The organism is Chitinophaga ginsengisoli, assembly GCF_003014595.1.
Classification (GTDB): domain Bacteria; phylum Bacteroidota; class Bacteroidia; order Chitinophagales; family Chitinophagaceae; genus Chitinophaga; species Chitinophaga ginsengisoli.
This window is the reverse complement of the sequence record NZ_PYGK01000002.1, coordinates 179,986-205,245: the sequence shown is the minus strand read 5'-3', so window position 1 is coordinate 205,245 and position 25,260 is coordinate 179,986. Positions and strand designations below refer to the sequence as shown.

General features: G+C 45.6%; 22 protein-coding genes and 1 tRNA gene. 14 read left to right on the top strand and 9 right to left on the bottom strand.

Annotated elements, in window-relative coordinates; translation table 11 throughout:
* Nucleotides 1-42: 42 nt before the first annotated feature.
* Nucleotides 43-3,687 carry a DNA polymerase III subunit alpha gene (gene dnaE, locus CLV42_RS05350; RefSeq protein ID WP_106600868.1) on the bottom strand — a complete coding sequence of 1,215 codons (3,645 nt, stop codon included), beginning with the start codon at nucleotides 3,685-3,687 and terminating at the stop codon, nucleotides 43-45.
* A gap of 102 nt (nucleotides 3,688-3,789) precedes the next feature.
* Here dnaE and CLV42_RS05345 point away from each other — a divergent pair, with 102 nt between their 5' ends.
* From CLV42_RS05345 to CLV42_RS05330, 4 genes are all read left to right on the top strand, one after another.
* Nucleotides 3,790-4,647 carry a hypothetical protein gene (locus CLV42_RS05345; protein WP_146154318.1) on the top strand — a complete coding sequence of 286 codons (858 nt, stop codon included), beginning with the start codon at nucleotides 3,790-3,792 and terminating at the stop codon, nucleotides 4,645-4,647.
* Nucleotides 4,648-4,896: 249 nt separating this feature from the next.
* Complete coding sequence (locus tag CLV42_RS05340) at nucleotides 4,897-5,538, top strand: C40 family peptidase (RefSeq protein ID WP_106600866.1); 642 nt, start codon at nucleotides 4,897-4,899, stop codon at nucleotides 5,536-5,538.
* A 22-nt stretch (nucleotides 5,539-5,560) separates the two neighbouring features.
* Nucleotides 5,561-6,499: a glycosyltransferase family 2 protein gene (locus CLV42_RS05335; protein WP_106600865.1), complete on the top strand. Its 939-nt coding sequence runs from the start codon at nucleotides 5,561-5,563 to the stop codon at nucleotides 6,497-6,499.
* An 11-nt stretch (nucleotides 6,500-6,510) separates the two neighbouring features.
* The gene (locus tag CLV42_RS05330; RefSeq protein WP_106600864.1) at nucleotides 6,511-7,311 is read left to right on the top strand and encodes a glycosyltransferase family 2 protein; all 801 of its coding nucleotides are present in this window, start codon (nucleotides 6,511-6,513) and stop codon (nucleotides 7,309-7,311) included.
* Here the strand turns inward: CLV42_RS05330 and CLV42_RS05325 are convergent, their stop codons facing one another.
* Nucleotides 7,312-8,808 (bottom strand): oligosaccharide flippase family protein, encoded by a 1,497-nt coding sequence (locus CLV42_RS05325; RefSeq protein WP_106600863.1) that lies wholly within the window; start codon nucleotides 8,806-8,808, stop codon nucleotides 7,312-7,314.
* Between the two features lie 116 nt (nucleotides 8,809-8,924).
* On the opposite strand from CLV42_RS05325, the gene CLV42_RS05320 reads away from it, so the two are divergent.
* Nucleotides 8,925-9,929 carry a glycosyltransferase family 2 protein gene (locus CLV42_RS05320; protein ID WP_106601342.1) on the top strand — a complete coding sequence of 335 codons (1,005 nt, stop codon included), beginning with the start codon at nucleotides 8,925-8,927 and terminating at the stop codon, nucleotides 9,927-9,929.
* 45 nt (nucleotides 9,930-9,974) lie between these two features.
* Here CLV42_RS05320 and CLV42_RS05315 read toward each other — a convergent pair whose 3' ends face one another.
* Complete coding sequence (locus tag CLV42_RS05315) at nucleotides 9,975-10,904, bottom strand: glycosyltransferase (protein WP_106600862.1); 930 nt, start codon at nucleotides 10,902-10,904, stop codon at nucleotides 9,975-9,977.
* A gap of 73 nt (nucleotides 10,905-10,977) precedes the next feature.
* Between CLV42_RS05315 and CLV42_RS05310 the strand changes: the two genes are divergently transcribed.
* On the top strand, nucleotides 10,978-11,259 hold the full coding sequence (locus tag CLV42_RS05310) for a hypothetical protein (RefSeq protein ID WP_106600861.1): 282 nt from the start codon (nucleotides 10,978-10,980) through the stop codon (nucleotides 11,257-11,259).
* A complete protein-coding gene (locus tag CLV42_RS05305; RefSeq protein ID WP_106600860.1) occupies nucleotides 11,259-12,041 on the top strand; it encodes a queuosine precursor transporter in 783 nt (260 codons plus the stop codon). Before CLV42_RS05310 ends, CLV42_RS05305 begins: the two co-directional genes overlap by 1 nt.
* Before the next feature lie 10 nt (nucleotides 12,042-12,051).
* Here the strand turns inward: CLV42_RS05305 and CLV42_RS05300 are convergent, their stop codons facing one another.
* The 4 genes from CLV42_RS05300 to CLV42_RS05285 all read right to left on the bottom strand — a co-directional run bounded on the left by CLV42_RS05300 (nucleotide 12,052) and on the right by CLV42_RS05285 (nucleotide 15,266).
* Nucleotides 12,052-12,495: an NUDIX domain-containing protein gene (locus CLV42_RS05300; RefSeq protein ID WP_106600859.1), complete on the bottom strand. Its 444-nt coding sequence runs from the start codon at nucleotides 12,493-12,495 to the stop codon at nucleotides 12,052-12,054.
* Between the two features lie 3 nt (nucleotides 12,496-12,498).
* Entirely contained in the window at nucleotides 12,499-13,437 is a 939-nt protein-coding gene (locus tag CLV42_RS05295; protein ID WP_106600858.1) for a magnesium transporter CorA family protein, read from the bottom strand.
* Between the two features lie 27 nt (nucleotides 13,438-13,464).
* Complete coding sequence (gene dapF, locus CLV42_RS05290; RefSeq protein ID WP_106600857.1) at nucleotides 13,465-14,250, bottom strand: diaminopimelate epimerase; 786 nt, start codon at nucleotides 14,248-14,250, stop codon at nucleotides 13,465-13,467.
* Nucleotides 14,251-14,387: 137 nt separating this feature from the next.
* Nucleotides 14,388-15,266: a nucleoside phosphorylase gene (locus CLV42_RS05285; protein WP_106600856.1), complete on the bottom strand. Its 879-nt coding sequence runs from the start codon at nucleotides 15,264-15,266 to the stop codon at nucleotides 14,388-14,390.
* A 92-nt stretch (nucleotides 15,267-15,358) separates the two neighbouring features.
* Here CLV42_RS05285 and CLV42_RS05280 point away from each other — a divergent pair.
* From CLV42_RS05280 to CLV42_RS05250, 7 genes are all read left to right on the top strand, one after another.
* Nucleotides 15,359-15,429: transfer RNA gene (locus tag CLV42_RS05280), tRNA-Cys, on the top strand.
* Nucleotides 15,430-15,600: 171 nt separating this feature from the next.
* Nucleotides 15,601-16,908: an AAA family ATPase gene (locus tag CLV42_RS05275; protein WP_106600855.1), complete on the top strand. Its 1,308-nt coding sequence runs from the start codon at nucleotides 15,601-15,603 to the stop codon at nucleotides 16,906-16,908.
* The gene (locus CLV42_RS05270) at nucleotides 16,908-17,408 is read left to right on the top strand and encodes a hypothetical protein (RefSeq protein ID WP_106600854.1); all 501 of its coding nucleotides are present in this window, start codon (nucleotides 16,908-16,910) and stop codon (nucleotides 17,406-17,408) included. Before CLV42_RS05275 ends, CLV42_RS05270 begins: the two co-directional genes overlap by 1 nt.
* Before the next feature lie 187 nt (nucleotides 17,409-17,595).
* Nucleotides 17,596-18,033, top strand: coding sequence for a hypothetical protein (locus CLV42_RS05265; protein WP_106600853.1), 438 nt, complete (start codon nucleotides 17,596-17,598; stop codon nucleotides 18,031-18,033).
* 2 nt (nucleotides 18,034-18,035) lie between these two features.
* Nucleotides 18,036-18,365, top strand: coding sequence for a type II toxin-antitoxin system HicA family toxin (locus CLV42_RS05260; RefSeq protein WP_146154317.1), 330 nt, complete (start codon nucleotides 18,036-18,038; stop codon nucleotides 18,363-18,365).
* Between the two features lie 330 nt (nucleotides 18,366-18,695).
* Nucleotides 18,696-20,255, top strand: a complete 1,560-nt coding sequence (locus CLV42_RS05255; RefSeq protein ID WP_106600851.1) for an MFS transporter — start codon at nucleotides 18,696-18,698, stop codon at nucleotides 20,253-20,255.
* A 438-nt stretch (nucleotides 20,256-20,693) separates the two neighbouring features.
* Nucleotides 20,694-23,261 carry a BamA/TamA family outer membrane protein gene (locus tag CLV42_RS05250; RefSeq protein WP_106600850.1) on the top strand — a complete coding sequence of 856 codons (2,568 nt, stop codon included), beginning with the start codon at nucleotides 20,694-20,696 and terminating at the stop codon, nucleotides 23,259-23,261.
* Between the two features lie 30 nt (nucleotides 23,262-23,291).
* Here CLV42_RS05250 and CLV42_RS05245 read toward each other — a convergent pair whose 3' ends face one another.
* Both CLV42_RS05245 and CLV42_RS05240 read right to left on the bottom strand, forming a co-directional pair.
* Entirely contained in the window at nucleotides 23,292-24,083 is a 792-nt protein-coding gene (locus tag CLV42_RS05245) for a hypothetical protein (RefSeq protein ID WP_106600849.1), read from the bottom strand.
* Between the two features lie 408 nt (nucleotides 24,084-24,491).
* Nucleotides 24,492-25,067 carry a GNAT family N-acetyltransferase gene (locus CLV42_RS05240; RefSeq protein WP_106600848.1) on the bottom strand — a complete coding sequence of 192 codons (576 nt, stop codon included), beginning with the start codon at nucleotides 25,065-25,067 and terminating at the stop codon, nucleotides 24,492-24,494.
* Nucleotides 25,068-25,260 lie beyond the last annotated feature (193 nt).

The following is a 25,260-nucleotide window of genomic DNA, read 5'->3' as shown; positions in this document are numbered from 1 at the left end:
AAGGCGCCGTTTGACCATGCAAATTAGATCATTTTAGTACCCTTACTTATTGATTGTATCTATATACACATCGACATCAGGCTGTTTGGACAAGAAGTGCGCCAGTTCATCGTTCATCTCAATATGTTTATTGAAAGTGTGCAGCTTGACCTGCATTTGATCATCACGATCAATGAGTTGCAGGAAGAGCTCACTGGCGCCGGGATATTTGGCAATATTGTCTACCAGGAAGTCTACCAGCTCCCGGGTGATGAATTTAGGCATCGTTACCAGCGTCACCTTCTTCGTATGCGTCTTTTTCACCTCCTGTAAGAGCTGTATACCACTCACCTTAAACTCATATTCGGCATCATTGAAACGCTTGGCCTTAAAACCGCCATTAATAAAGAGACATAACCCCGTTTTAAGGTAAGGCGCGAAACGGATGAAGTCCTCACTCCACAAGGCGAATTCGAATTTGCCCGAGTAATCTTCAATAGTCATTATGCCAAACTGGCGGTTATTTCTGGATATTCTTTCCTGCGCTCCCGTCACATAGACAGCCAGTCTGAAGTTACGTTCACGGCCTGCACGTGCATTGCCGGGTGTGGTCAGATCTGCTTGATATTCAACTAGTTCCTGTACCGTATTCATATTGTAATACCGGCTTTCAAAACGGTAATCATCCAGCGGGTGTCCGGAGATGTAGATACCAGTTACCTCCCGTTCGTTGTTCAGTTTGAGGATCAACGGCCATGCATCGCAAGGCGGGATTTTAGGCGGTTCGATATCAGGCATTGATTCTTCGCCAAACAGGCTACCCATGGCGGTAGCTACCCCGGCAGATACCTGCTGGCCGAATTTCACGATCTTATCCAGGCCGGTAGTGGTATCATTTTCAGGTTTATGGAAGTACTGGGCACGGTGCAGCTCCGGGAAACAGTCAAAGGCGCCTGACATGGCCAGGGCCTCAAGGGATTTCTTATTCACTGCACGCTGGTTCACACGCCTGATCATCTCAAAGATGTTTTTGTATGGCCCTTCTTTTCTCCTTTCTTCCAGGATGTTTTCCACTGCCGCTTCACCCACACCTTTCAGACCGGCCAGGCCGAAGCGGATCTGGCCCTGTTTGTTCACCGCGAAACCTTTGAAAGACTCGTTTACATCCGGCGGCAATACGTCTATTCCCATACGTTTCGCCTCTTCCATGAAGAAGGTGATCTTTTCAATGTTGCTGGCGTTGTTCAGTACGGCCGCCATATATTCCGCAGGATAGTGTGCCTTCAGATAAGCAGTCTGATACGCCACGAAAGCGTAACAGGTGGAGTGGGATTTGTTGAACGCGTAGGATGCGAATGCCTCCCAGTCTGTCCATACTTTATCGCAGACTTTCAGGTCATGCCCGTTGGCGGCACAACCTTCCATGAATTGTTTCTTCATTTTGTCCAGTACTGCCTTCTGCTTCTTACCCATGGCTTTACGGAGTACGTCCGCATCTCCCTTGGAGAAGTTGGCGAGCTTCTGGCTCAGTAACATTACCTGCTCCTGGTATACTGTAATACCATAGGTATCGTTCAGATATTCCTCCATTTCCGCCAGGTCGTATACTGTTTCTTCCAGTCCGTGTTTACGGCGGATGAACAGTGGAATGTACTCCAGCGGTCCCGGACGGTACAGGGCGTTCATGGCAATAAGGTCATCAAAACGGTCAGGTTTTAGTTCGCGGAGGTATTTCTGCATACCGGCAGACTCAAACTGGAACGTGGCGTTGGTTTCCCCTTTCTGGTACAGTTCATATGTTTTGGCGTCGTCCAGCGGAATATCATCGATGCTGATATCTATCCCGTGATTGGTTTTGATCAGTTCCAGGGCGCCTTTGATGATGGTGAGGGTCTTCAGACCCAGGAAATCCATCTTGATTACACCGGCACTTTCAATGATACTACCTTCAAACTGGGTAACCAGCAGGTCGGAGTCTTTGGCAGTAGATACCGGGATCAGGTCATACAGGTCTTTCGGGGCAATGATGATACCTGCTGCGTGGATACCCGTGTTACGTACGGACCCTTCCAATACGCAGGCCTCTCTCAGTACTTCCCCCTGCAGGTCCTGTCCTTTGATCAGTTCACGCAGTCGCTTTACGTTTTCCAGGTCTTCAGGGCCCAGGCCTTCTTTTTCGGCCAGGCTCTTTTCTCCTTCGTCGATAGGTGCATTGAAGATACGGTCCAGCTGGATACCTGGCTTATCAGGCACCATTTTGGCCAGCATGTTGGATTCCACCAGTGGCAGGTCCATCACACGGGCCACGTCCTTGATACTCATCTTGGCGGCCATGGTACCGTAGGTAATGATCTGTGCTACCTGGTTCTTACCATATTTCTGCACCACATAGTCAATTACTTTCTGCCGGCCTTCATCATCGAAGTCCGTATCAATATCGGGCATGCTCTTACGTTCCGGATTCAGGAAACGCTCAAACAGGAGGTTATACTTGATCGGGTCAATATTGGTGATACCTATACAGTAAGCTACGGCAGAACCGGCCGCAGATCCACGGCCCGGGCCGATGAATACCCCCAGGTCGCGTCCGGCCTTGATAAAGTCAGACACAATAAGGAAGTAACCCGCAAATCCCATGTTCTCAATTACCTGCAGTTCGAAGTTCAGACGCTCTTCTACCTCTGCGGTAACCTCCGTATACTTTTTATGGGCGCCTTCCATGGTCAGGTGACGCAGGTACTGGTCCTGTGTCAGGAAGGGAGGCGGAATAGGGAAGTTGGGCAGAAGGATGTCCCGCTTGAGGTCCAGCAGTTCTACTTTATCCACGATCTCATTGGTGTTGTCTATCGCCTGTGGCAGATCGTGGAAGAGTGCGCTCATCTCTTCCGTAGTCTTGAAATAGAACTGGTCATTATAGAAAGCGAAACGTCTGTTCTTCATGGACACATCATCATCAGAGAAATCCTTCATGGTAGGAGTGCTCTTTTTCTCGCCTGTGTTGATACAGAGCAGGATGTCATGCGCGTTGGCGTCTGCCTGGTCCACATAGTGGGAGTCGTTGGACGCAATGATCTTTACATTATGCTTGGCGGCAAACTTGATCAGCGATTCATTCACCTTCTCCTGTTCAGGAATACCATGACGTTGTAATTCAACGTAGTAGTCCTCGCCGAAGATGTCCAGCCACCATTTGAATTCCTCTTCACCCGCTTCTTCTCCTTTTTTCAGGATAGCCCTGGGCACAGAAGCACCCAGACAGCAGGTAGTGGCAATAAGGCCTTTATGATACTGGAGGATCAATTCTTTATCAATACGGGGATATTTACCATATAAGCCTTCCATGTATCCCAGCGAGCACAATTTGATGAGGTTACGATAACCTTCGTCATTTTTAGCCAGCAGCACCTGGTGATTACGGATATCTTTTTCCTCACGGGTAAAGGCACGTTTAAAGCGATTTTCCACCACGTAGAACTCGCAACCAACGATGGGTTTTACCTTGAGCCTTTTATCCTTCGGATCTTCAGGATTCAGCTTGTTGTTATAAGCTTCCGCCACAAACTGGAATACGCCGAACATGTTACCATGGTCCGTGATGGCCAGGGCCGGCTGATTGCTGGCCATAGCTTTCTTGTACAATGACTTGATGTCTGCTGCACCATCCAGCAGAGAATACTGTGTATGAACGTGTAAGTGGGAAAAGATCATTTGGCAAAATTCCGACTCTTCTGCCAGAATATGAATAAAAGGTTATGAAAATTTATGCACACTACTCAATTCAATATTGAGTACATTCTATATATTTGTTATATGAAAAAGATATTTTCCCTTCTATCCCTATGTGTTGTTGCCCTCATGGCCCTCACATCTTCATCATGCGAAAAGAACGATACACCCGATCCCGTTGATACAATTGTATTAAGCGAGAAAGGAAAGATACTCACAGATACGATCTGGAGGTACTATGAGTATTACAAGAATTTCCAGACCTCCGGGTCCACACTGGTTTGGAAAAGCAACCGTTCTGTAAACACATTGGACCTTCGCCTGAACAAGGTAAAGTTCAATAAAGATGGTTCCTACTGGGAAATCACCGAGAAAGGAGATTCACTGAAAGGCTCCTGGCATTTCACTAACAATGAAACGCAGATCGTGGTGAACAGCACCACTACTTTTACATCTGACATCCGTGTACTGACTGCTAACCAGTTCGAATGGGAAGTGGTGGGCGGTACCACTTATGGTGTAATGATGAAACGTTTCCCTGAGTCAGACAAAACGAAGACCGTCGCTCAGTTGCTGACCGGCAAGAAATGGAAGTATGAAACATATTTCTACAACTTCCCGCTGGCATCCGCTGACCTGGTATGGCGTATTGGCAAACCCAATAATACGTTTACTGCGCTGGACCAGCTGACAGTTGAATACAAGGCTGACGGAACTACCGTTGAGACTTATAAAGATGGTTCAATTGTACATGGTACATGGCGTCTGAACAGCGATGCTACGCATCTTATTGTAACACCCAATGGCGGTTTGGACTTCGAGTGTGTGATCAAAGTGCTGAATGCAACCCGCTTTGAATGGAATCGTATTGACCAGAGCTATTACTATTATGGTGAGCAGATCGTGGTTGACTCCACCGGAGGCAGCGCTGCCCGTCGTTAATAAAGCAGACGATTAAACACAATGGCCTGGCTGAAAGATATACCGTCTTCCGGCCAGGCCATCGTCATTATTGGATCTTCGTTTGTCGGTTGTTGTTAGTACCTTTTTGCATTTCATTTGCTGTGTAGAATTTATACCACCCGCATTTTAAAGTGATATCTCCTTAGTAATCAGGATTACTGAACATGTTAAAAACATTTATTATAAATATTATTAGTAAATTAGCCCCGATTTAACCAACGGGCGCTTATGATCGGCAAAAAAAGTATTTTAGGGATAATGGCTATGGTTTGCGTGTTGGGACTGGCTGCCTGCTCCTCCTCAAAACAGGGAACAACGAAAAGAACCAGCAGTAGTAGTCGTGGCGGTGTAGAATTCCTGGATGGTTTATCCATCAACGGAAATAATTATACAGCCAGAAGTAAAAGCACGCTGAAATTCACTGCTTCAAGTCCGCTGATAGAAAATGCCCCGCTCTGGCAGTTCAAATATGCCGAATTGCTGGATGTTCGTGTAGAAACGGTCCTGAATACCAATCTGTTCGCATTTATTGAAGAATGGTGGGGCACACCCTATGTATACGGTGGCAAGACCAGGGATGGCGTAGATTGTTCAGGCTTTACCAATAACTTACTGGTAGCGGTTTTCCGGCTGAACAGCTCAGGTAGCTCCGCTCAATTATATGAAAAGGCCCGAAAATTGAGTAAATCAGAAATGAGGGAAGGAGACCTGGTTTTTTTCAAAACTAATGGAAAATCAATCTCTCATGTGGGTGTATACCTGAATAATAATAAATTTGTGCACGCTTCAACGAGTCTTGGAGTGACAATCAGTGATCTGAACGAGACTTATTGGGCAAGATATTATGCCGGGAGTGGCAGAATAGAGTAAACCGGAAAAAGAGAAAAGATTCATGAGTAGTAGTCCTGCAGTTTCAATATGTATACCGGCATACAAGCAACCCGAGATGCTAAAACGCTGTCTGGACAGTATCCGGCAGCAGACATTTACCGATATAGAAGTGATCGTAACCGATGATAGTCCGGGCGATGAAGTAGCACGCCTGGTGGACAGTTACAAAGATATCCTTCCCATCCGTTATAAACATAACGTCCCTTCTCTGGGCACGCCTGAAAACTGGAATGAGGCCATCCGCCAGGCAACAGGAAAGTACATTAAACTCATTCATCATGACGACTGGCTGGCAACGCCCAATGCATTGCAGAAACTGCACGATGCACTGGAGGCTGCCCCAGGAAGTGACTTTGCATACGCAAGGGCATTATTGGTGTATGATGACGGGAAAGAATGGCTGCTTCCCATGAAGATCGAAAACCTTGACCGTGTGCGCCGGGAACCGGAATATGTGATGGTCGTAAAACCGATCTCCACACCCAGTGTGACCCTGTTCAGAAATAAATTCATGTACGATAACCGGATGAAATGGCTGGTGGATATTGATGGTTATATTCATGAACTGTATCGTAATCCCGCCATCGTATGTGTGAATGAACCGCTCGTGAAGGTGGGGATTCATGCTTACCAGGTGACGCAGGAATGTGAAGACAATAAGGAAGTGGATGTAAAAGAACACATCCAGTTACTCGATAAGCTGCGTCCCGGAACATTGAGAAAGTGGTTATATTATGACTACTTCTGGCGATTGTTACGCAGATACGGCATTCGTAGTAGTGAAGAGCTGACCGCGCTGGCAAAGGGTTTTCCGGTACATCGGGAGCTTTACCGTATGGCTGCCTTCCAGTCAAAATTGCCCGCTTCTTTATGGACGAAAGGCATTATTTCAAAAACTGGCATGTTTCTTTGTTATCTGACATCACTTTTAAATAAATAATCTGATCCGTAATGTTGAATGAGCTGATCTCTGTCGTAATTCCGTGTTATAATGATGGTGCCTATCTGCATGAAGCGATTGCTTCTATCCGCAGGCAGGATTATCCCAATTATGAGATCATCGTTGTGAATGATGGTTCTACTGATGCTGCTACCTTAAAAGTACTGGATGAAGTAGTCGCCCCGGATGTGCAGGTACTGCATAAAGAGAACGGCAGAATGGCCTCAGCAAGGAACTACGGTATCAAACATGCAAAGGGCAGGATCATTGCCGCGCTGGATTCAGATGACTATTTTGGCGATACCTTTTTTAAGAAAGCGATGGCCATACTGGATGCCAATAAAGAAATAGGGGTTGTGACCTCTTATATCCAGTTGTTTGGCGCCGAAAGATTAGTATCCAAACCACGGGGCGGTACCGACGTTAATTTCCTGTTCGGCAATCAATGCCCCGCCTGCGCGATATACAGAAGAGAATGCTGGGAAGACATCGGTGGCTTTGATGAAGCCATGAAACTTGGATACGAGGATTGGGAGTTTTATATCCGTGTGACCCGCCAGGGATGGAAGATAGAAGTGATACCTGAAAGATTGCTGTTCTATAGGCAAACAAAGAAATCAACGTACCGTAACGATACCCGCCCGAATGTAGTGGAACTAGTAGACTACATTGTCAACAAACACCAGGACTGGTACCTTGATATGATCAAACAGCTGATTGTACGAAAGGAGATATTATACACTGAAAGCAGGATCTCTTATCAGAACATTTTTAAGATGTTGAAGAACAGGTTGCTCGGAAAGTATAAATAGTTATCGTCTGCCTATCTTACTGACAACAAGGGAAATGCCCTTTTTATACAGGATGGTGATATCTTCAGAAAGGTTCAGCCTGATCACCACAAATCCGTAGATGGCCGCAAATACTATTGTCCGCGCTATCATATTCAGGAGTGGTACAGAGATATTGATTAGGCGGCTGACAATAAAGTACAACGATAGCGTCAGTATAATTGAATACAGCGTCTGTTTTGTAAACGGCTGCATATTATAGTTTTTCCAGAGGAAGATGTAGCGGATACCATTGTAGATAGTGAGGGATATCAGCTGTGCCACACCAGCTCCCATAATGCCATACGTTTTTACAAAGTAATAGTTCAGTGGCAATGTTAAGGCCAGTAGAATAAGGTGCGACTGTAATTCAAAACGCCAGCGCGGAGATGTCGAGATCACCTGTGAGTTTAAACCCGTACCCAGTTCGATGATCTTCGTAATACCTAATATCAGTACCAGTTGTTTTCCCTCATGATAGATTGCCGGCAATTGCAGGAACTCAAAGGCATCATCCAGGTTCAGCCAGATAATAGAGAATATAAAGGAAGAAAAGATCAGCAGATTAATGGAGGATTTCGTGTAGACGTTGGCAATGTTTGCCATATCATTGTCCTTCCAGGATTGGGCGATGATCGGTACTCCTATACTGATCATACTTCTTTGTGGTACATCTATGATGGTACAGATATAAGTGGCCAGCGTAAATACGGCAGCAAATTCCAGTCCTTTGAAACTTGAGATCAGGATGGAATCAATGGTCAGGCTGATGATAGTGATCACATTGCTGGCAAAGATGAATGCGGTGAAACGCAACATCTGTTTGCCAAGGTCTTTGGTCACCTGGCTGGGAAGCCTGCCCAGCGGCAATTGTTTCTTATACCAGAAGTAAAGAAACAATCCGAAGAAGGTTACGGCATATGTGAATCCGAAGAAATTCATGAAGGTATGGAAGCGGATCAGACCAAAGATGAAGGCCAGCACCAGAATAGTGTGAAACACGCGGAATACGACCTCTTTCATGAAGTTGGAAAGAATGGTCTTATGCTGATTCCATGCATGCACTTCCATGATCTGAAAGCCCAGGAAGAAAAATACAAGCGGATAACTGATATAAAAATACTCCACCAGCAAAGGCGATTTGCCGGAAAACTTGCGGATAATCAGGGGTTCCAGGAAATACGAACCTGCAAATACGATCAGCAGTCCTATGCCACCCAATGCAAATGCCAGGGTAAGCAGGTCCATTTTTTTTTGCGGGAGCGCCTTATAGTAGGGATAGTACCGGGCTACCAGGGTGGGAATACCCAGACAGGCAACGCTGGTCATCAGGGTAGAGATCTCGAAAAGGGTACGGGTAAGGCCGTTTTCTGCGGGCGCGAAGTATTTTGTCATCAGGTAGATATTTATCGCACCTAGCATGAATCCAAAATATGTATAAATCGAAGAAACGAGGCTCTTAGTCCTTACAACACCCATATATTCCTAGTCTGTTTGGCCACTAAGATATTTATATTTTTAGATTAAGGACAGCTTTCATATAATATTGCCGCATATTTTTTATCTTGGCGGTTTACTATATTTCCGCCCTGCATATGGATTTGTCTGTCATCATCGTGAATTATAAGAGCAGCCGTCTCATAATGGATTGTATCAGCACTATTGTGGCAGAGACAACCGCTATCAGCTATGAGGTGATTGTAGTGGACAATGCTTCAGGTGACAACAGCGAGCAACTGATCACATATGCATTCCCCTTCGTACAGTTCCTGCAAATGGGCTACAATGCAGGCTTCTCCCGGGCCAACAATATGGGTTTACGTGCCGCGAAAGGCGATTACCTGTTACTGCTGAATCCTGATACACTGATCCTCGATCATGCGTTGGACTGTTGCGTGCAGCGCTTTGCCAAAAGCGACCTCGTTGCCTGTGGGGTGCAACAACTGAATGCAGACCGTAGTCTGCAGATCTCCGGCAACTATTTCATGAAAGGAGGATTGAATCACCTGCTACCACTGCCTTACTGGGGAAAGGTGATCCGCTGGATAGGCTATCAGCTGAAAACCAAAGTGCCTAACGTGCAGGAAGCCAGTACCGAACATCATGTAGACTGGATCAGTGGTGCTTATCTGATGGTGAAACGTTCTTCTCTCGAAAAAGCAGGTTATATGGACGAAGATTTCTTCCTGTATGCGGAAGAGGTGGAGTGGTGCAGCCGGCTGCGTAAACTGGGGCCGCTGGCTATTTTCGGAGATATCAATATCATACATCTGCAAGGGGAAACTACCGGTGATGCATTTGATTCAGATGAAAAAGGATACTACGGATTGTATGACAGGAAAGGATTGCAGCTGATGCTGTCAAACCATGTAAGGGTACGTAAGCAGTTTGGTGTGATGTGGTATTTTATCCTGTTACTCAATTATACATTTGCGGTACCGGTGTTTTTTATTGGCAGTATATTGGAGAATTTGTTCAAAGGACGTAATCCTTTTAAGTACATGCCGCAGGTATGGGGATTGACGAAGAATGTCTTCCGTCTGTGGGTGATGACGCCGACAATTGTTCGCAATAAACCGCATTTCTACAAGGTGTTGTGATGTAATACGCCCGCATCCTCCCTCCGGGCGCAGAACCCCGAATGTTTATGCCTCCTGTTGGTGTACCGGCTCCCAGTATCCTTTCAATACGTCAATCCGGAACTGTATCACCGGCCATGATTTTGCTGGTTTTCCCTGCAATAAGTAGTATCCGCCTATCACAACGGAAGCACCCAGCTTAAACAGGTATTCCAGGCTTTTCTTGTGAACAGCCATATTTCCTTTCACCACCATCCGTACTTTCTCTCCGCGGCCAATACCGGACGCAACGCGGTACATATATTCGGATGTCAGTTTTTTTACTTCCACGACATGATGTACGATCACTGAAGGATCGTAGTAAATGACTCCGCCTCTTTCTATCAGCTTGTAAAAGAATTCCTTTCCTTCACCACCTACGCGCAGAGTACCTTTCACTCCCGGCAGACTGGTATTAAAACCGCCTACGGCAAAGAAATCATCACGACGTACTATCATATTGGATTCCAATGGATAGCGGCCGTTATCAAAAGGTTTCGCAACAGGGCTGTAGTCAAAGTTTCCTACCAGAGAGGACACATAGTGGGACATCCATTTCGGTTCCGATGGGATATAGCGGGGAATAATACGGCCTCCCAGGCCTGTAGCATCCGGATGTTGTTCGAAGAAAGTGATGATATGCTGGAGATATCCCGGCATCGCGACAGCATCATCATCCATACAGCAGATCAGTGCTCCACGGGACTTTTCTGCACCGGTATTGCGCGCATAGGATGCACCCTGGCGGGTTTCCAGGTAATATGACAACTGCATATCAGGATGTTCAGCAATGTATGCTTTTACTTTCTCAGCGGTATTATCTTTACTGTTATTATCTACCACGATCACCTCATAGCGTTGTTTATCAATATCCTGTTTATACAGACTATCGATGGCCTCAATGATATAGGCTTCTCTGTTATACGAACATATGACTATTGATATTGCTATTTGCATGAATTAGTTTCCTTTTTTATGTATTTCCTCACAGGGAAAGCAAAATAACTGTAATTTATCCGAAATTTCAATAATGGGGCGGTTACGATTCTTTTTAAAGGTGGCATTTATCTGTAACATTTGTTTTCTGTTGGCAGAAGCCTCTTATTATATTGACTACAAGGGACATTTTTCGGAGCTGCTGAAATATATCCTGCTGATGGGAATTGTCGTCTCTTTTCCGCTGAACCTGCTGGTATTGATCGTGTCTGCTATTATGTTGTACAGGCGTAAGATAGCCTGGCCGGACCTTCCTCCCTATGTATTTATTGTGAATGTTTTAATTTTGATCCTGCAATTTTTTTTCTTATTCTAATGATACACAACATCCTAAAAGACAGACCAACTAAGCTTTTCATCTTCTTTTGCAGCTTTTTCGTTGCCAATGCGCTGATCGCAGAATGTATCGGCGGGAAGATCTTTTCCCTGGAGAAACTGTTCGGTTTACCCGTACATACCTTCACGGTATTTGGTCAAAGCGGACTATCCTTCAACCTTACCTGTGGCGTATTATTATGGCCGCTGGAGTTTGTCATGACTGACATTGTCAATGAGTATTACGGGCCTAAAGCAGTAAAACGGATCTCCTACATCGCCGTAGCGTTGATCAGTTATGCGTTCATCATGTTTTACGTATCCCTGTCGGTACCACCGGCTGATTTCTGGATCGGTTCGAATGCAGACAAAGGCATTCCCAATATGCAGCTGGCTTTCGGCGGTATTTTTGGTCAGGGAATGTGGATCATCATTGGCAGTATCACGGCATTCCTGGTAAGCCAGTTGATAGACGTCGCAGTATTCCATCGCATCAAACGTGCTACCGGTGAAAAACATGTATGGCTGAGGGCGACAGGATCAACCGTGATATCCCAGCTGATAGATAGTTTCATCGTACTGTTTATTGCCTTTAAGCTGGGGAATAACTGGAGCTGGCAGCTGGTACTGGCTGTGTGTGTGGTGAACTACATTTACAAATTCACCGTTGCCATATTACTGACGCCTGTGATTTACTTCATAGAAGGACGTATAGAAAATTATCTGGGTAAGGAAACGACTACCCGCATGAAAGAAGCCGCTATGGGCAAGGCAGCGGAATAACGTTGCAGGCTTAGTAGCGCACTTTCACAAGATCAGCAACTACTTTATCAATGGGAAGGGTGACTGCCTCGGCGGAAAACTCTTCCCAGTTGATCCATCTGGCACCTTCCACATCACGTTTATCTTCAGGAATAACGAAGTCAAAAGGTTCGCTTAGTAGGGGGAAATTGAATGCCGACAAGGGTTTTACGAGGTAGTAGATAGAGATGATCTGGGAATTATCTCCAAAAGCAGAGAGCTGGAAGAAATCAGTCGTATAGATGTGTTCTATGACTTCCACGTCAAGTCCCAGTTCCTCCTGAAATTCACGCACCACACATTGCAGGGTGCCTTCTCCGAATTCCAGTCCGCCTCCGGGGAATTTGGTATAATATCCGCCACGGATATATTCATCAGTAACGAGCACCTGTTTCTGCTCATTCATCATTATTCCGTATACGCGAACATTAAACATTGTTTAGAACCATTTCTTCTTCATGAAATACCAGCTCATGATCACGGAGATCACGATGGACAGGATGACCGGAATATAGAAAGCGTGTGTCGAATGGGCAAACGGGATCTCTACGTTCATACCGTATATACTGGCTACCAATACGGGGAAGGTCAGAACGATGGTAATGGACGTCAGGCGTTTCATGACCAGGTTCAGGTTATTGGAGATGATGCTGGCAAAGGCATCCATTGAGCTGCTGAGGATGTTGGTATAGACGTTGGCCATTTCCAGCGCCTGTGAGGTATCTACGATCAGGTCATGCAGGAATTCCTTCTCGTCTTCATTCAATCCCAGGAAGTTGGTGCGTTCAATCTTCATCAGCAGCAGTTCATTACTGCGAAGGGCGGTGAGAAAATACACCAGGCTTTTCTGGATCCGCATGATGTAGAGTAACTCTTCGTTACGGTTACTGTCATACAGTTTCTGCTCCAGGATATTCCTGCGCTGATTGATCTCTTTCAGGTAATCCAGGAAGTTCATGGTTACCTTTTCGAAGATCTTCAGCACCATCATATTCCTTTTTTCAGGATGACGGTTATGGAAGGTATTCAGGAAGCGGTTGATAGCGGCATTATCGAATGAATTGACAGTCAGGATCTGATTGTGCGTGAGGATGATAACGATCGGGATGGTAATGTAATAGGCATCACTTTCGTTGATGGAATTATTTTCCGTGGGCGTCTTGATGACGATCAGCTTTACGTTATCCTCCAGTTCATAACGGGACTTCTCATCGATATCGAGGGAGTCGGTGAGGAAGTCGAGAGGAATATCCAGTTCTTCTGACAGTTGTTCGAATTCAGATTGTTTCAGGGGAGGGGTAATATTCACCCATGCCCCATTCTCAGGACTTGATATTTCTACCGTACGCGCGTCTATATTTTTGAAATACTGGATCATCCGGCCGCAAAGGTAGATTAATTAAAGTTATGGCAGTGTGATATTTCCCTCGAAGACAAGGGTGGCTGGTCCGCATAGCCAGATGTTATTGTAGGACCTTTCACCGGTTTTGGTAAAACGTACTTCCAGGTTTCCACCCAATGTCTGCACGGGTATAACATATTCTTTCTGTTCCGGGCCTGCAGTCATCAGCGCTGCAGCAGTGACGCCAGTACCGCAGGAGTAGGTCTCATCTTCCACGCCACGCTCATAGGTACGAACGAAGATGCCCTGTTCCAGGGGCTGAACAAAATTAACATTAGTGCCTTCTTTGGAAAAGCGGTCGTTATAGCGAATGCCCCTTCCCTCGGTATATACGTCTACCGCCTGTACGTCGTCTACGAATTTAACGAAGTGCGGAGAGCCGGTATTGAGATAAGAATAGAGAGACCCTATTTCCACGCCATTCACGTCCTGCATTTTCAAGTTCACCCAGCTATCTCCTTTAAGGGTAGCTTCATGGGGACCGTCTACAGCCAGGAAGCTGAGTTTTTCGTTTTTGAGCCCCATCTGACGGGCGAAAGCTACTAAGCAGCGGCCACCATTCCCACACATGCTGCTCTCGCGGCCGTCGGCGTTATAGTACTTCATTCCGAAATCGTAGCCCTCCTGGGTATTGAGCAGCATCAGGCCATCTGCGCCGACACCGAAACGGCGGTCGCACAGAAATTTTACCTGCTCTTCCGTCAGAAAGTTATACTCGCCTTTCCGGTTGTCCATGATCACAAAGTCATTGCCGGTTCCCTGGTATTTGTAGAAATGAATTGCTGACATAATGCGCAAAAGTAAGTCTTTTAAGCGATAGTCAATAGTCCGTACACAACAGGCCCGGAGCTGCTGTACCCGGGCCTGTTGCTTGACATGGTCAACTGTTAATGGCTGACGAAGTCAAATTTATGGACAGTTGATAATCAGATCTTTTCTATGATGGCTAAAGACTGTTTGATGAGGTTCTCTACGACCAGTGCACCGTCTTTGGTGAATTCCTGCCTGATGCGGTTGGCCACAATAGCGCTGATAGACAGGCAATCATGCCCCAGTACGCGGCCAAGGCCATAAATACCGGCGGTCTCCATCTCGAAGTTTGAAATGTAATGATCGCCCTGGCGGAAGGCGGTCAGCTGCTCCAGTAACTGAGGATGGGAGAGCGGTCCTCTCAACGCGCGTCCCTGAGGCGCATAGAATCCCGGGCAGGTGATGGTAATACCGCTGATGTATCCCTCGGTAAAGCGTGTTGCGAGGTCATTAGCGGCACTTAACAGGTATGGGTTGGCGCTGCCCGGACGGAGGTGTACCTGCTGACGGAAAGCCTCCAAAAGGTCTTTTTCGGCGGCAGTATTCTCGAATTCATACCAGGGGAGGAGATTGTCCAGTCCTACACCATGAGAAGAAACCACGAAGCTGTCTACTGGTACATTCTCCTGCAGTGCGCCGGAAGTGCCTAATCTGATAATTTGCAGCCGGGTGAGGGACGGTTTTACGGTCCGGGTATTGAAATCAATATTTGCCAGGGCATCCAGTTCATTCAACACGATGTCGATATTGTCTGTTCCGATACCGGTAGAGACAACAGTGAGTCTTTTTTGTCCGATATATCCGGTGTGGGTGACAAATTCCCTGTGCTGATGTTTGCTTTCTGTACGATCGAAATGTTTGCTAACTTCGGGTACGCGATCAGGATCTCCTACGGTGATAATAGTCGTGGCAAGCTCTTCTGGCCTGACATCCAGATGATATACGGCTCCCCGGCTATTTAATATCAGTTCAGATTCTGCAATACGTTTATTCATGGTTATCTGATAAAATTGTGAAATAGATTTGGCAAATATCTAAAATTTACTACTTTTGCAATCCCATCAAACGGATGGGCGCACAAAAATAAGGTTTCGTGGCCGAGTGGCTAGGCTGAGCTCTGCAAAAGCTCCTACAGCGGTTCGAATCCGCTCGAAACCTCGAAAAGGACTACAGAAATGTAGTCCTTTTTTGTTTTACAGGCAGCGGAAAATGAAATTTGAGCAGGTGAAAAGGAATTAAGTTTTACAACAACGTTTCTCCTGATATCTTTTCGACGTGGAGTGAATTGAGCCTATTTGTTATATTTACTCAATAAAACCATAAAAGCCAATGGCTGAAGCTCCAGAGATACGGGTAATAGTTAAGGATTTTCGGGCCGTCGCAAGTGCAGATATACTTATAAATGGTATAACGGTTGTTGCCGGTGAGAACGGTTCCGGCAAAAGTTCAATCTCCAAGTTATTATATTACTTGTATAAAACCGTTGCCGATTATGATGCTGTTATTAAACGTTCTCTTCGAGGAAGCTTAAATAAATTCTTCACTTTTATCGAAATTATCAATCAGGATCTGAGAGGTGTAGCTCCCCAGCAGGTTGTTGATTTTGTGCGTAGTCAGCTGAAGGAATTGAACGAGGAAATGGATAAGGAGGATTTTGAATTAAATCCGGTGAAGTTTATGGCTTTACTCGAGCATGTTCAGGCCGCACTATACGAGAATATCAATCAACAAAATATAGAGCCCCGAAAAGAGCAACGGATTAAGCGAATATTGCGTGACATATTGGATACTAGGGAAGAAGCCGATGAGCCGCTTGCAGACTCCTTTAAAAAGCTGAAACAGTTGATATCAAGAAACTTTGCTGATGCAGTTAGGATGATTGGATTAAGGCCGACATTCGTTTTCGAGTCGGAACTTCAGAAATTATTTACTGTAAACGATTTACCCAAAGTATTCCAGGTTGAAGAATATGGTAGCCCAATTGTCTCTTTGGATAGTGATACACTTGCTATTCCATATAATATTAAGAATGCTATTTATATTGATAGCCCTATGATGTTTCATGCAGGCATGAGTAATAATGGCTATTGGGAAGATTTGTATGAATTATTAGGAAAGAAAGGAGACAATGTTTACCGCATCACAGAAATCATAAGTAAAGAGATCATACAGGGCGATATAGAAGTAGAAGAAGTTTATTTCACAAAAGATTTTAAGTTTAAACGAAATGACGGGAAGGTTTTTAATTTGATGGATGTCGCTACAGGAATCAAGTCCTTTTCAATTATCTTACAATTGTTGAAAAATGGCTCAATCACTGATAAAACATTGTTGATCATTGATGAACCAGAATCAAATCTTCATCCGCAATGGATTATTGAATATGCCAGGATCATTGTATTGTTGAACAAAGAACTTGGTGTTAAGTTCTTCCTGGCAACCCATAATCCGGATATGGTCAGTGCCATCCGTTATATTTCTGAAAAGCAAGGGACTCTTGACAAAGTGAATTTTTATTTAGCGGAGAAAGCAGAGGAAAAATTCAAGTATAACTATACCTATCTAAACAAAGAAATAGATCCAATTTTTGCATCATTCAACATTGCACTGGACCGCATAAATCAGTACGGCATCTAATGAAATACGCCAAAAGAGCTACAGAAGAATTCGCTAAATTGATCGATAAAGAAGAATGTCTTGAATTAATGGATACGCTTATCATTAAAGAAGGATATACTGAGACTACGACAACATTTAATGGAGATGACATTGTGCTCAATATGGACTGTGTGGAAGCTGGACTCGCTGCAAATGATGGCCGGCTTCTTAATAAGTCAATGGACGCTGCCTTTATTATTGAGGACCTTGCTGGCGCTAGTCAGGAAATAGTGTTTGCGGAATTCAAGCTACGATTTACTGGTATGAGAAACTTACGACCAGAAGATCTGACTGATAAAATATCAGGATCTACTTCAGCTTTGGGTAACCCACCTAATATTCATGGAAATCACTACTTCGTTTTCCATTCAAAACATAAAGAAGAAGCCCGACGCAAAATGTACCGCTTAGCCCCCCGGTTTCCACCATCGCATATCGCGATGAATATGGAAGATCTGAAACAGGCATTTTTTGAATAGATCTGTGGATGTTGTACGCGATCCTAATAATGCGCTGACCTTGAAATAATACCCGTAGTTGTGTCGCTGAAAATGTAGTGGTGAATGGAGTGAACAATGTGAAGAGAGGAGTTGAGGAATGAACAAAATGAACTGAAATATCCCGGAAGGGGAGTTGTACATTTGTTGCTGTAATAAAATATACAGTATGATGCACATTGTGAAAAACCACACCCAGCCTATTGCGCAGCCAATGGCCTTCAATACAAATGGTGAATCAGGTTTAGTTAACACCGACCCTCAGAAGGGTAAACATGGAGTAACCCAAGTTGTTAAATTAAACAAAAACCAATCAACTATGTTATCGTATTCTCCCAACACGATTATCGCAGGGCAGAGAACTTATTTGCTTCATTCTCCGCTGTCTTCTACACTGCGCCATGAAGATAGCTACTTTATGATCGAGAACGAGCTATTAGGGATAGTCGCTACCGGTAGAACTGAAGCCGAAGCTGAGCAAGATTTTGCGCAGGAGTTTGACTTTATTTACCAGCGGTATAATGAACTATCGGATAGTCAGATGTCCGAGAGAATTAAGCGGATCAAAACAGTATTAAATACTATTATTAAAGAAGTAAATTTTTAATGATGGCGGTATTACAATCACAAAAAACGATAAGAAACCTGCTCAGTAAGGGGTTTGTAAAGGCAGGAGGAGACCACCAGTATCTTGAATTCTGGCATAATGGGAAATATGTCCTGCAAACTTATTGTAGTCATAATGATCAGGATATAAATGACTACTTAATAGCTAAAATGAAAAAACAGTGCCATCTCGGGAAAGATGACTTTCTCGATTTGGCGAACTGTCCTTTGTCAGAAGAAGGGTATGTAAGAAAGCTGATCGATAGCGATACTTTGACGAAAGCTGACCTGCAAATAGCTGATGTCAATCAGCAGAATAGGCAAGAGTGCTGATTGGTAATGGTATTTGAACCAAGACGGCACTGATGGTAACCATGCCAATATGATAATACCAGACAAATTGTTTAACCCCCTTTTGAATTTTCTCCCAACATTTCCTCTGTCTAAAAACGAATATGTCCATCTCAAAGCTGAATGGATTTGAGTAGCTCGTATTTGTTTGGCAGCTGTTTGACACTATGCCCCCGCCTTGCTGGAACCCTGGCGATGCTGATCACCTTATGTACTGTAGGTTTCCAGGCCGTGAAGACGGCTGTTGCTAATCCGATTAACAGCCGGAAGGCGGAGTGAGCGCTGCGTCCTTTTTTGTCCTAACTTCCGTGAATGGCAACAGTATCACTCTCCAGTGCATCCGGTAAATGGATCATGGTATCAACGATCATGGCTTCGGCGATGGCCTTTATCGATGGCACGGCCCTGAATGTGGTCCTGCCCGCTATCCAGAAAAGTATGCATGCCTCCGGTACAGACCTGTTCTGGATGTTGAACGCTTACCTGTTAATGCTGGCGTCGCTGATGCTAATCGGCGGTTCACTGGGAGATAAGTTGGGGCGTAAGAGGATCTTCATTACCGGTATTCTCATTTTCATTATTGGTTCTACTGCCTGTGGAATGGCCGGCAATGTGACGTTACTGATCATCTTCAGAGTATTACAGGGCATCGGCGGAGCATTGATGATACCCGGTAGTCTGTCACTCATTTCTTCCTCCATCAATGAAGACCAACGCGGTAAAGCCATCGGCACCTGGTCTGCCTTCACAACCGTCGTCACCATCGGCGGACCAGTACTCGGCGGTGCACTCGCTGATGCCGGCTATTGGCGGTATATCTTTTTCATTAACGTGCCCATAGGCATTGTGGCAGTACTCATCCTCTGGAAGAAAGTAAAGGAAAGTGTTGCAGACGATGATGATAAGACACTGGACTTTCCCGGCGCTGCGGCCATCGCCCTCGGACTGGCGGCCGTTACTTTTGGTTTCCTGCGCATACCCGAGATTGGATTTAATAACTGGGAGGTACCTGTTTCATTAGGTGCAGGCTTACTGCTGCTGACCGCTTTCATCGTCATTGAGCAGAAAAGCAGACATCCGATGATGCCCCTGTCGCTATTCAGGAACATGACATTCTCCGGAGCGAACCTATTGACACTCTTTCTCTACGCCGGATTGGGAGCTGGTATGTTGTTCCTGTCCCTCAACCTGGTACAGGCGCAGGGATATGACCAGTTGCAATCCGGGTTGACCTTCCTGCCGTTTACCATCCTGATGGTCTTCGTGGCCCGCTTTGCCGGAACGCTGGCAGATAAATATGGTCCCAAACTGTTACTGACCATTGGCCCCGCCGTTGCCGGAACAGGTTTGCTGATGTTGTCTTTCGTCGGACAAACACCCGGACCATCCGCCTATTTCAGTACTTTCTTTCCCGGTATTGTTGTATTAGGGCTGGGGATGTCTTTTACCGTAGCGCCACTGACGGCAACCGTGATGGGTGCTGTCAGTGATCAGCACTCCGGAACAGCCTCCGGTATTAATAATGCCTTATCGCGTATTGCAGGTGTATTTGCGAATGCCATACTGGGCGCATTGGCTGTCCTGTTTTTCTCCGGCTCACTGAAACAGGAGTTGTCCGCATTGCCACTGAATGAGACCAGTAAGCAGGCCGTCATGCAGCAGACAGGCGAACTGGGAAATGCAAAAGCCCCTTCATCATTGAATGAAGCAGATAAAGAAAAAGTAACCCGCCTATATCATAGCAGCTTCGTAGCTGCCTATCAGAAAATTATGCGTATAGCCGGATGTCTGGGAATCCTCGGTGCATTGATGTCCGTGGTCTTTATCCGGAATAGTGCTGTCAGAGCGGCGCCGGTACCGGTGCCGGAATAGGGTGGGCGTTGCGTACGTGGCGGGGATGGGCGTCGTTCCCCGGGGTTGAAAACCCAGGCGACACACGTTCCCCGGGGTTGAAAACCCCGTGCTACGCACGTTCCCGGGGTTTTCAACCCCGGGCTACAAACAAGGGGACTCCTACGGAGTCCTATTGTGTTTTGTTAATGCCGTTTGTTATAAACATGAAGCCTGTGGAAAAGAACCTGCAGGGAGAGAACAATGTTTCTATAATACATGTTTTGCATAAGGCGGACCTTACTACTGGTTAACTGCCTGTTTTTTCAAATAGAAATTTTTGTGTCTTCTTTGGTAGGAGTTAGTTTCATTTCGTATTTTTCGTGTTTCTTCTGAAGGTTATCAGGCACAAACATTGATGCTGAGGAGCTGGCAGGGACATGTTATCCAGATAACTTATCAATCCGACAAAACAACCGCATGGGCCTAAACAGATTTTTTACTACCCTGGCTATTCTGGCAATTTCCACGGCACAGGCACAAACGCCTGCAGGCGATAGCATTACCGTAGCTATTTCTCCCGCTTATGATAATGTAAGTGGTTTCCACCGTATGTTGTTTGGAGAGAGTTACCGTAAGCTATGGGCCGCTCCTGTAAAGATGAAGGTATTTTACCTGGAGAAAGAGAAGGGAGGATTGACCATAGAACAGCGAGGCGGCGGGCTGCAAACCAAGTCTTTACGGTTAAAAGACGCCAGTGGCCATGAATGGGTGCTGCGTACCATTCAGAAATATCCTGAAAGGGGATTGCCTAAAAATCTGAGGGCTACTATTACGAAAGATATTCTGCAGGACCAGGTGGTGACTGCGCATCCTTATTCCTCGCTGACCGTTCCGCCACTGGCGGAAGCCCTGGGCATACCTCATGCCAATCCACAGATCATATACATACCCGATGATCCTGCGCTGGGAGAATACCGGCAGGACTTTGCCAATGCCGTGTTCCTGTTTGAAGAACGAGAACCGGAAGATGCCAGTCGTACGGACAATACAGACAAAACACAGCGCAAGCTGGAAGAGGACAATGATGTGCATCTTAATCAACAGATCGTGCTGAGGGCAAGACTGCTGGATATGTTGCTGGGCGACTGGGACCGGCATGAGGATCAATGGCGCTGGGAGAGGGAAAAGAATAAGAAGAAAGTAACCTATACCCCGGTGCCTCGCGACAGGGACCAGGTATATTACAATACTACCGGCTTGTTTCCCTGGATCATCTCCCATCAATGGCTGAAATCCAAGTTCCAGGGGTATCACGACCATATCAGGGATATCAAGGGCTTTAACTTCAATGCCCGGTATTTTGACCGTTATTTCCTGAATGGGCTGAGTGAAGACGACTGGCGGGAACAGGTGCATTATATCCAGGCTACACTGACGGATAGTCTGATCCGCCAGTCGGTGATGCTGATGCCGGACACGATTTTCCGCTTGTCGGGAGAGCGGATCATCAGCGCTTTCATTGCCCGCAGGAATAAGCTGGAGAAAGAGGCGATCAGCTATTATAAGTTCCTGTCTATTTATGTGGATGTTCCGGCTTCTGATAAACAGGAGTTGCTGGATATTCAGCGACAGCCACACGGAAAGGTGGACGTGTCTATCTATAAGGTGAAGAAGGATGGTACGACGGATGATCTGCTGTATAAACGGGTATTCGATCCTGCGGTAACCAAAGAAGTACGGTTGTACGGTCTTGATGGGCGCGACGTGTTCAGGGTTACAGGCAATGAGGGCTCGCCTATCCGTATACGTATGATAGGAGGGAATGGTATAGATAGTTTCACTGTGGCGGATAATGTGCCACGTAAGGGAAGACTATATGTGTACGATCGTTCTGACGAAGAGAATAGTATACCACCGAAGGGAGACGCAAAGATCCGGACAGCTGCGGATACATCTGTGAATAGCTATGATAAACGCAGTTTCCTGTTTGACAGGTTGGGGCCTTTATTCTCCGTACAGTACAACCCCGATCAGGGCCTGATGCTCCGTGCCAATATGATGTACGAAAAGCAGGGCTTTCGTAAAAAGCCATACGCACAACAGCATCAGCTGATAGTGAGTTATGTGACCGGCAGACAGGCGTTCCTGTTGCAGTACCTGGCTGATTTTAAGCAGCTGATAGGGAAGAATGACCTGCGTATCAATGTTCTTTCCCGCGGACCGCACAACCTGAGTAACTTCTTCGGATTGGGGAATGAATCTATTTTCGTAAATGAAAATGATAAATTAATTACGTATTACCGTAATCGCTATGACCTGGTCAACGGAGATGTAAGGCTATACCGCAATATTGGTCATCATCTGACTGTCAGCGGAGGCATTGCCGGACAGTTCTATACCAGCCGGGAAGCGAACAATAGTCATAAGTTCCTGGGCGCCTACAATGCTACTTTCCCGGGTGAAAGGGTGTTTGACGACCGCTTTTACGCCGGTCTGGTGACCGCTATTGAGGCAGATACCCGCAATCCGGGTATGATGCCGCGCAAAGGGATCACCTGGCATACGGAGCTAACAGGTATGCAGCAAACGAACAGGGAAAATAAAAGGTACGGCAAACTCACGTCTGACTTCAGCTTTTATATTCCCCTGATTGGCGATTCCACGTTGGTAATGGCGAATCGTATTGCCGCGGGTACCACTTTCGGCGATCCTGCTTATTTCCAGATGATGTCCATAGGTGGTACACAGGTCCTTCGCGGCTTCCATACCAACCGTTTCGTCGGAAAGACTGCCGTCTATCACAACTTTGAACTACGCCTGAAATTATTTGACTTCACATCTTACCTTTTGCCGGGCAGTGTAGGCCTGATCGGATTTAATGATCTGGGCCGTGTCTGGATGCCTAATCAATCTTCCACCAGATGGCATGACGGTTATGGAGGTGGTATCTACATCATACCAGTAGAGCTGTTCCTGATACAGGCAGCGGTCGGCATCTCTGAAGAAGGAGCGCTGCCCTATATTACTGCCGGTTTCAGGTTCTAGCATTGTGGTGCTCTTATGCCAGCGCTTTTATTATCCTGTTATCAGGATCTTTCCACTACCTGCACGTTTTACCCGCTCGATCACGGCGTCGGAGATCAGTGTGCCCATTTCAATGCCGATGGATACTACCAGTGTTTCATCGGCAGACAACTTTTTTAAGGTCTCCGGCTGCAGCACGATCGTTTCTGCTTTATATGCCTGTGCTGCTAAACGCCAGGCCGTCGTAACAGGCTGATTGATCAACATGGGGCGGCTGGCTGCATAATCGCTGTCAGCACCGCCGTCCGAAAGAATACCAATGGACATTATAATCCTGTACATGGGATATTGCCATGGTAATGACAGGTTAATGCCCGGAGTCAGCTCGGGAAGTTGAACGGTAGCACTGGAGGTATTGCGGTCTATCGTACAGTAAACGGGAGGCTTTACGACATTGTTGAAGGGGTGCCGTTTGTTGAGATTAAACCCATCCAGCAAATGGCGGTATTCCGAAAACTCCAACCTTCTCATGCCCAGTTCCCTGGTCGTATCCATCTTCATAATAGACCTGCATAACGCATTCATCGGAGGTGTAAAATTATAATCTGCCAGATGCCGGATATGAAATATCGCCAGGCGAATGCCGCAGCCACCTCTTGCTGCGTCTCCAAATTCTTCATTGTTGAGGCGTGTCAGCGCAAATTTCGGCGACTTCTGGATCTGTTTCCTGGTGGCGCCTCCTTTAGTGCGTAAAATAACCTTGTCGGAGTCTCTCCGTTTGTAGAAGCTGAACGACCCTAAACCTCCGGAGATGTCCAACATCTTATTATTCATAATGGCCATAATAAGGGAATTAACTTTTTAAATGGTGTATAAATGGGGTATGGCTTGCGGTTCTCAGATTGAAGCTAACGTACTTTAAACATGCTGCTAATTTAAGTAAATATCTTCTGTAATTTATTTATAAACCATGGTCTAACCATATATAACCCATATATAATCCATATCTCTTAAATATGGGTTATATATGGGGCATATATGGCTTATATATGGGTTATATATGGGTTATCTCTCTGAATAGGCTATGATAGCAGCTTTGCTCAGACAGTATAAAATAGGCGTTATGTAAGCACTTGTTTAAGTGGTTATTAACGCATGGTATTTATAATGTATTTGTTAAATGAAGGCATAAAAAAAATCCCGTAAACCAGTCAACCTGGTTTACGGGATTTTGTGAAAAGAGGTGGTTACTTATGCCTCTCCGTCTGATCGCAGGAGAGAGAACATCAGCATATCATAATGTTTGTCGTCCCAGTAATGCCATTGTCTGAGGGTACCTTCCTGTTTGAAACCTATCCTGTTCAGCAATTCTATGGATAGATCATTGCCTTCCATGACTTCTACTTCAATACGGTTAATATCCAGCGCAAAGAAGCCGAAGCTGATAACGGCATACAGGGCTTCTGCAATGACATCCTTGTTGCAGTATGAATATTGCAGGTCGTACCCGATATTGGCCCGGTGTTTTTTGGTGAAGTGATTGAAACCCACGGTACCAATAATTTCGTTATTGTCGTTCTGTTGGATCCCCCATCTGATGGCGGATTTTGATTTGAAGCGTTCACGGAAGTAATCGATAAGACGTTGGCAGTCGTTTTCATCTTCCGGAGGCAGGAGGTTATAGTATTGACTCACCTGTTTGTCGCATAATATCTTAAACAGGTCATGGGCATGTTTTTCGGTGATCTGGACAAGTTCCAGGTGTGGAGTGCGTATGGTGGGGAACTTATCAAATACCGTCGTTTTATGATCAATAAGCGTGGACATGATAAAGCTGTTTGGGTGTAATGATGCTTGCTCATAATGAATTTAACAAAAAAAATGGATAAATTGAACTACCCTGATCCCATCTTATGACAGCAACATGGTTATTTCTTTGGGGATGTGTGTTTGGCACAGCATCCTGTTCAGTGCTGAAACGTTCCTGAAAAAGATTGCAGAGTGCTCAAAGAAGAATGGT

Coding starts and splice junctions, on each gene's coding strand:
- dnaE (WP_106600868.1), bottom strand. CDS start 3,687: ATGATCTTTTCCCACTTACACGTTCATACACAGTATTCTCTGCTGGAT.
- CLV42_RS05345 (WP_146154318.1), top strand. CDS start 3,790: ATGAAAAAGATATTTTCCCTTCTATCCCTATGTGTTGTTGCCCTCATG.
- CLV42_RS05340 (WP_106600866.1), top strand. CDS start 4,897: ATGATCGGCAAAAAAAGTATTTTAGGGATAATGGCTATGGTTTGCGTG.
- CLV42_RS05335 (WP_106600865.1), top strand. CDS start 5,561: ATGAGTAGTAGTCCTGCAGTTTCAATATGTATACCGGCATACAAGCAA.
- CLV42_RS05330 (WP_106600864.1), top strand. CDS start 6,511: ATGTTGAATGAGCTGATCTCTGTCGTAATTCCGTGTTATAATGATGGT.
- CLV42_RS05325 (WP_106600863.1), bottom strand. CDS start 8,808: ATGGGTGTTGTAAGGACTAAGAGCCTCGTTTCTTCGATTTATACATAT.
- CLV42_RS05320 (WP_106601342.1), top strand. CDS start 8,925: ATGGATTTGTCTGTCATCATCGTGAATTATAAGAGCAGCCGTCTCATA.
- CLV42_RS05315 (WP_106600862.1), bottom strand. CDS start 10,904: ATGCAAATAGCAATATCAATAGTCATATGTTCGTATAACAGAGAAGCC.
- CLV42_RS05310 (WP_106600861.1), top strand. CDS start 10,978: ATGGGGCGGTTACGATTCTTTTTAAAGGTGGCATTTATCTGTAACATT.
- CLV42_RS05305 (WP_106600860.1), top strand. CDS start 11,259: ATGATACACAACATCCTAAAAGACAGACCAACTAAGCTTTTCATCTTC.
- CLV42_RS05300 (WP_106600859.1), bottom strand. CDS start 12,495: ATGTTTAATGTTCGCGTATACGGAATAATGATGAATGAGCAGAAACAG.
- CLV42_RS05295 (WP_106600858.1), bottom strand. CDS start 13,437: ATGATCCAGTATTTCAAAAATATAGACGCGCGTACGGTAGAAATATCA.
- dapF (WP_106600857.1), bottom strand. CDS start 14,250: ATGTCAGCAATTCATTTCTACAAATACCAGGGAACCGGCAATGACTTT.
- CLV42_RS05285 (WP_106600856.1), bottom strand. CDS start 15,266: ATGAATAAACGTATTGCAGAATCTGAACTGATATTAAATAGCCGGGGA.
- CLV42_RS05275 (WP_106600855.1), top strand. CDS start 15,601: ATGGCTGAAGCTCCAGAGATACGGGTAATAGTTAAGGATTTTCGGGCC.
- CLV42_RS05270 (WP_106600854.1), top strand. CDS start 16,908: ATGAAATACGCCAAAAGAGCTACAGAAGAATTCGCTAAATTGATCGAT.
- CLV42_RS05265 (WP_106600853.1), top strand. CDS start 17,596: ATGATGCACATTGTGAAAAACCACACCCAGCCTATTGCGCAGCCAATG.
- CLV42_RS05260 (WP_146154317.1), top strand. CDS start 18,036: ATGGCGGTATTACAATCACAAAAAACGATAAGAAACCTGCTCAGTAAG.
- CLV42_RS05255 (WP_106600851.1), top strand. CDS start 18,696: ATGGCAACAGTATCACTCTCCAGTGCATCCGGTAAATGGATCATGGTA.
- CLV42_RS05250 (WP_106600850.1), top strand. CDS start 20,694: ATGGGCCTAAACAGATTTTTTACTACCCTGGCTATTCTGGCAATTTCC.
- CLV42_RS05245 (WP_106600849.1), bottom strand. CDS start 24,083: ATGGCCATTATGAATAATAAGATGTTGGACATCTCCGGAGGTTTAGGG.
- CLV42_RS05240 (WP_106600848.1), bottom strand. CDS start 25,067: ATGTCCACGCTTATTGATCATAAAACGACGGTATTTGATAAGTTCCCC.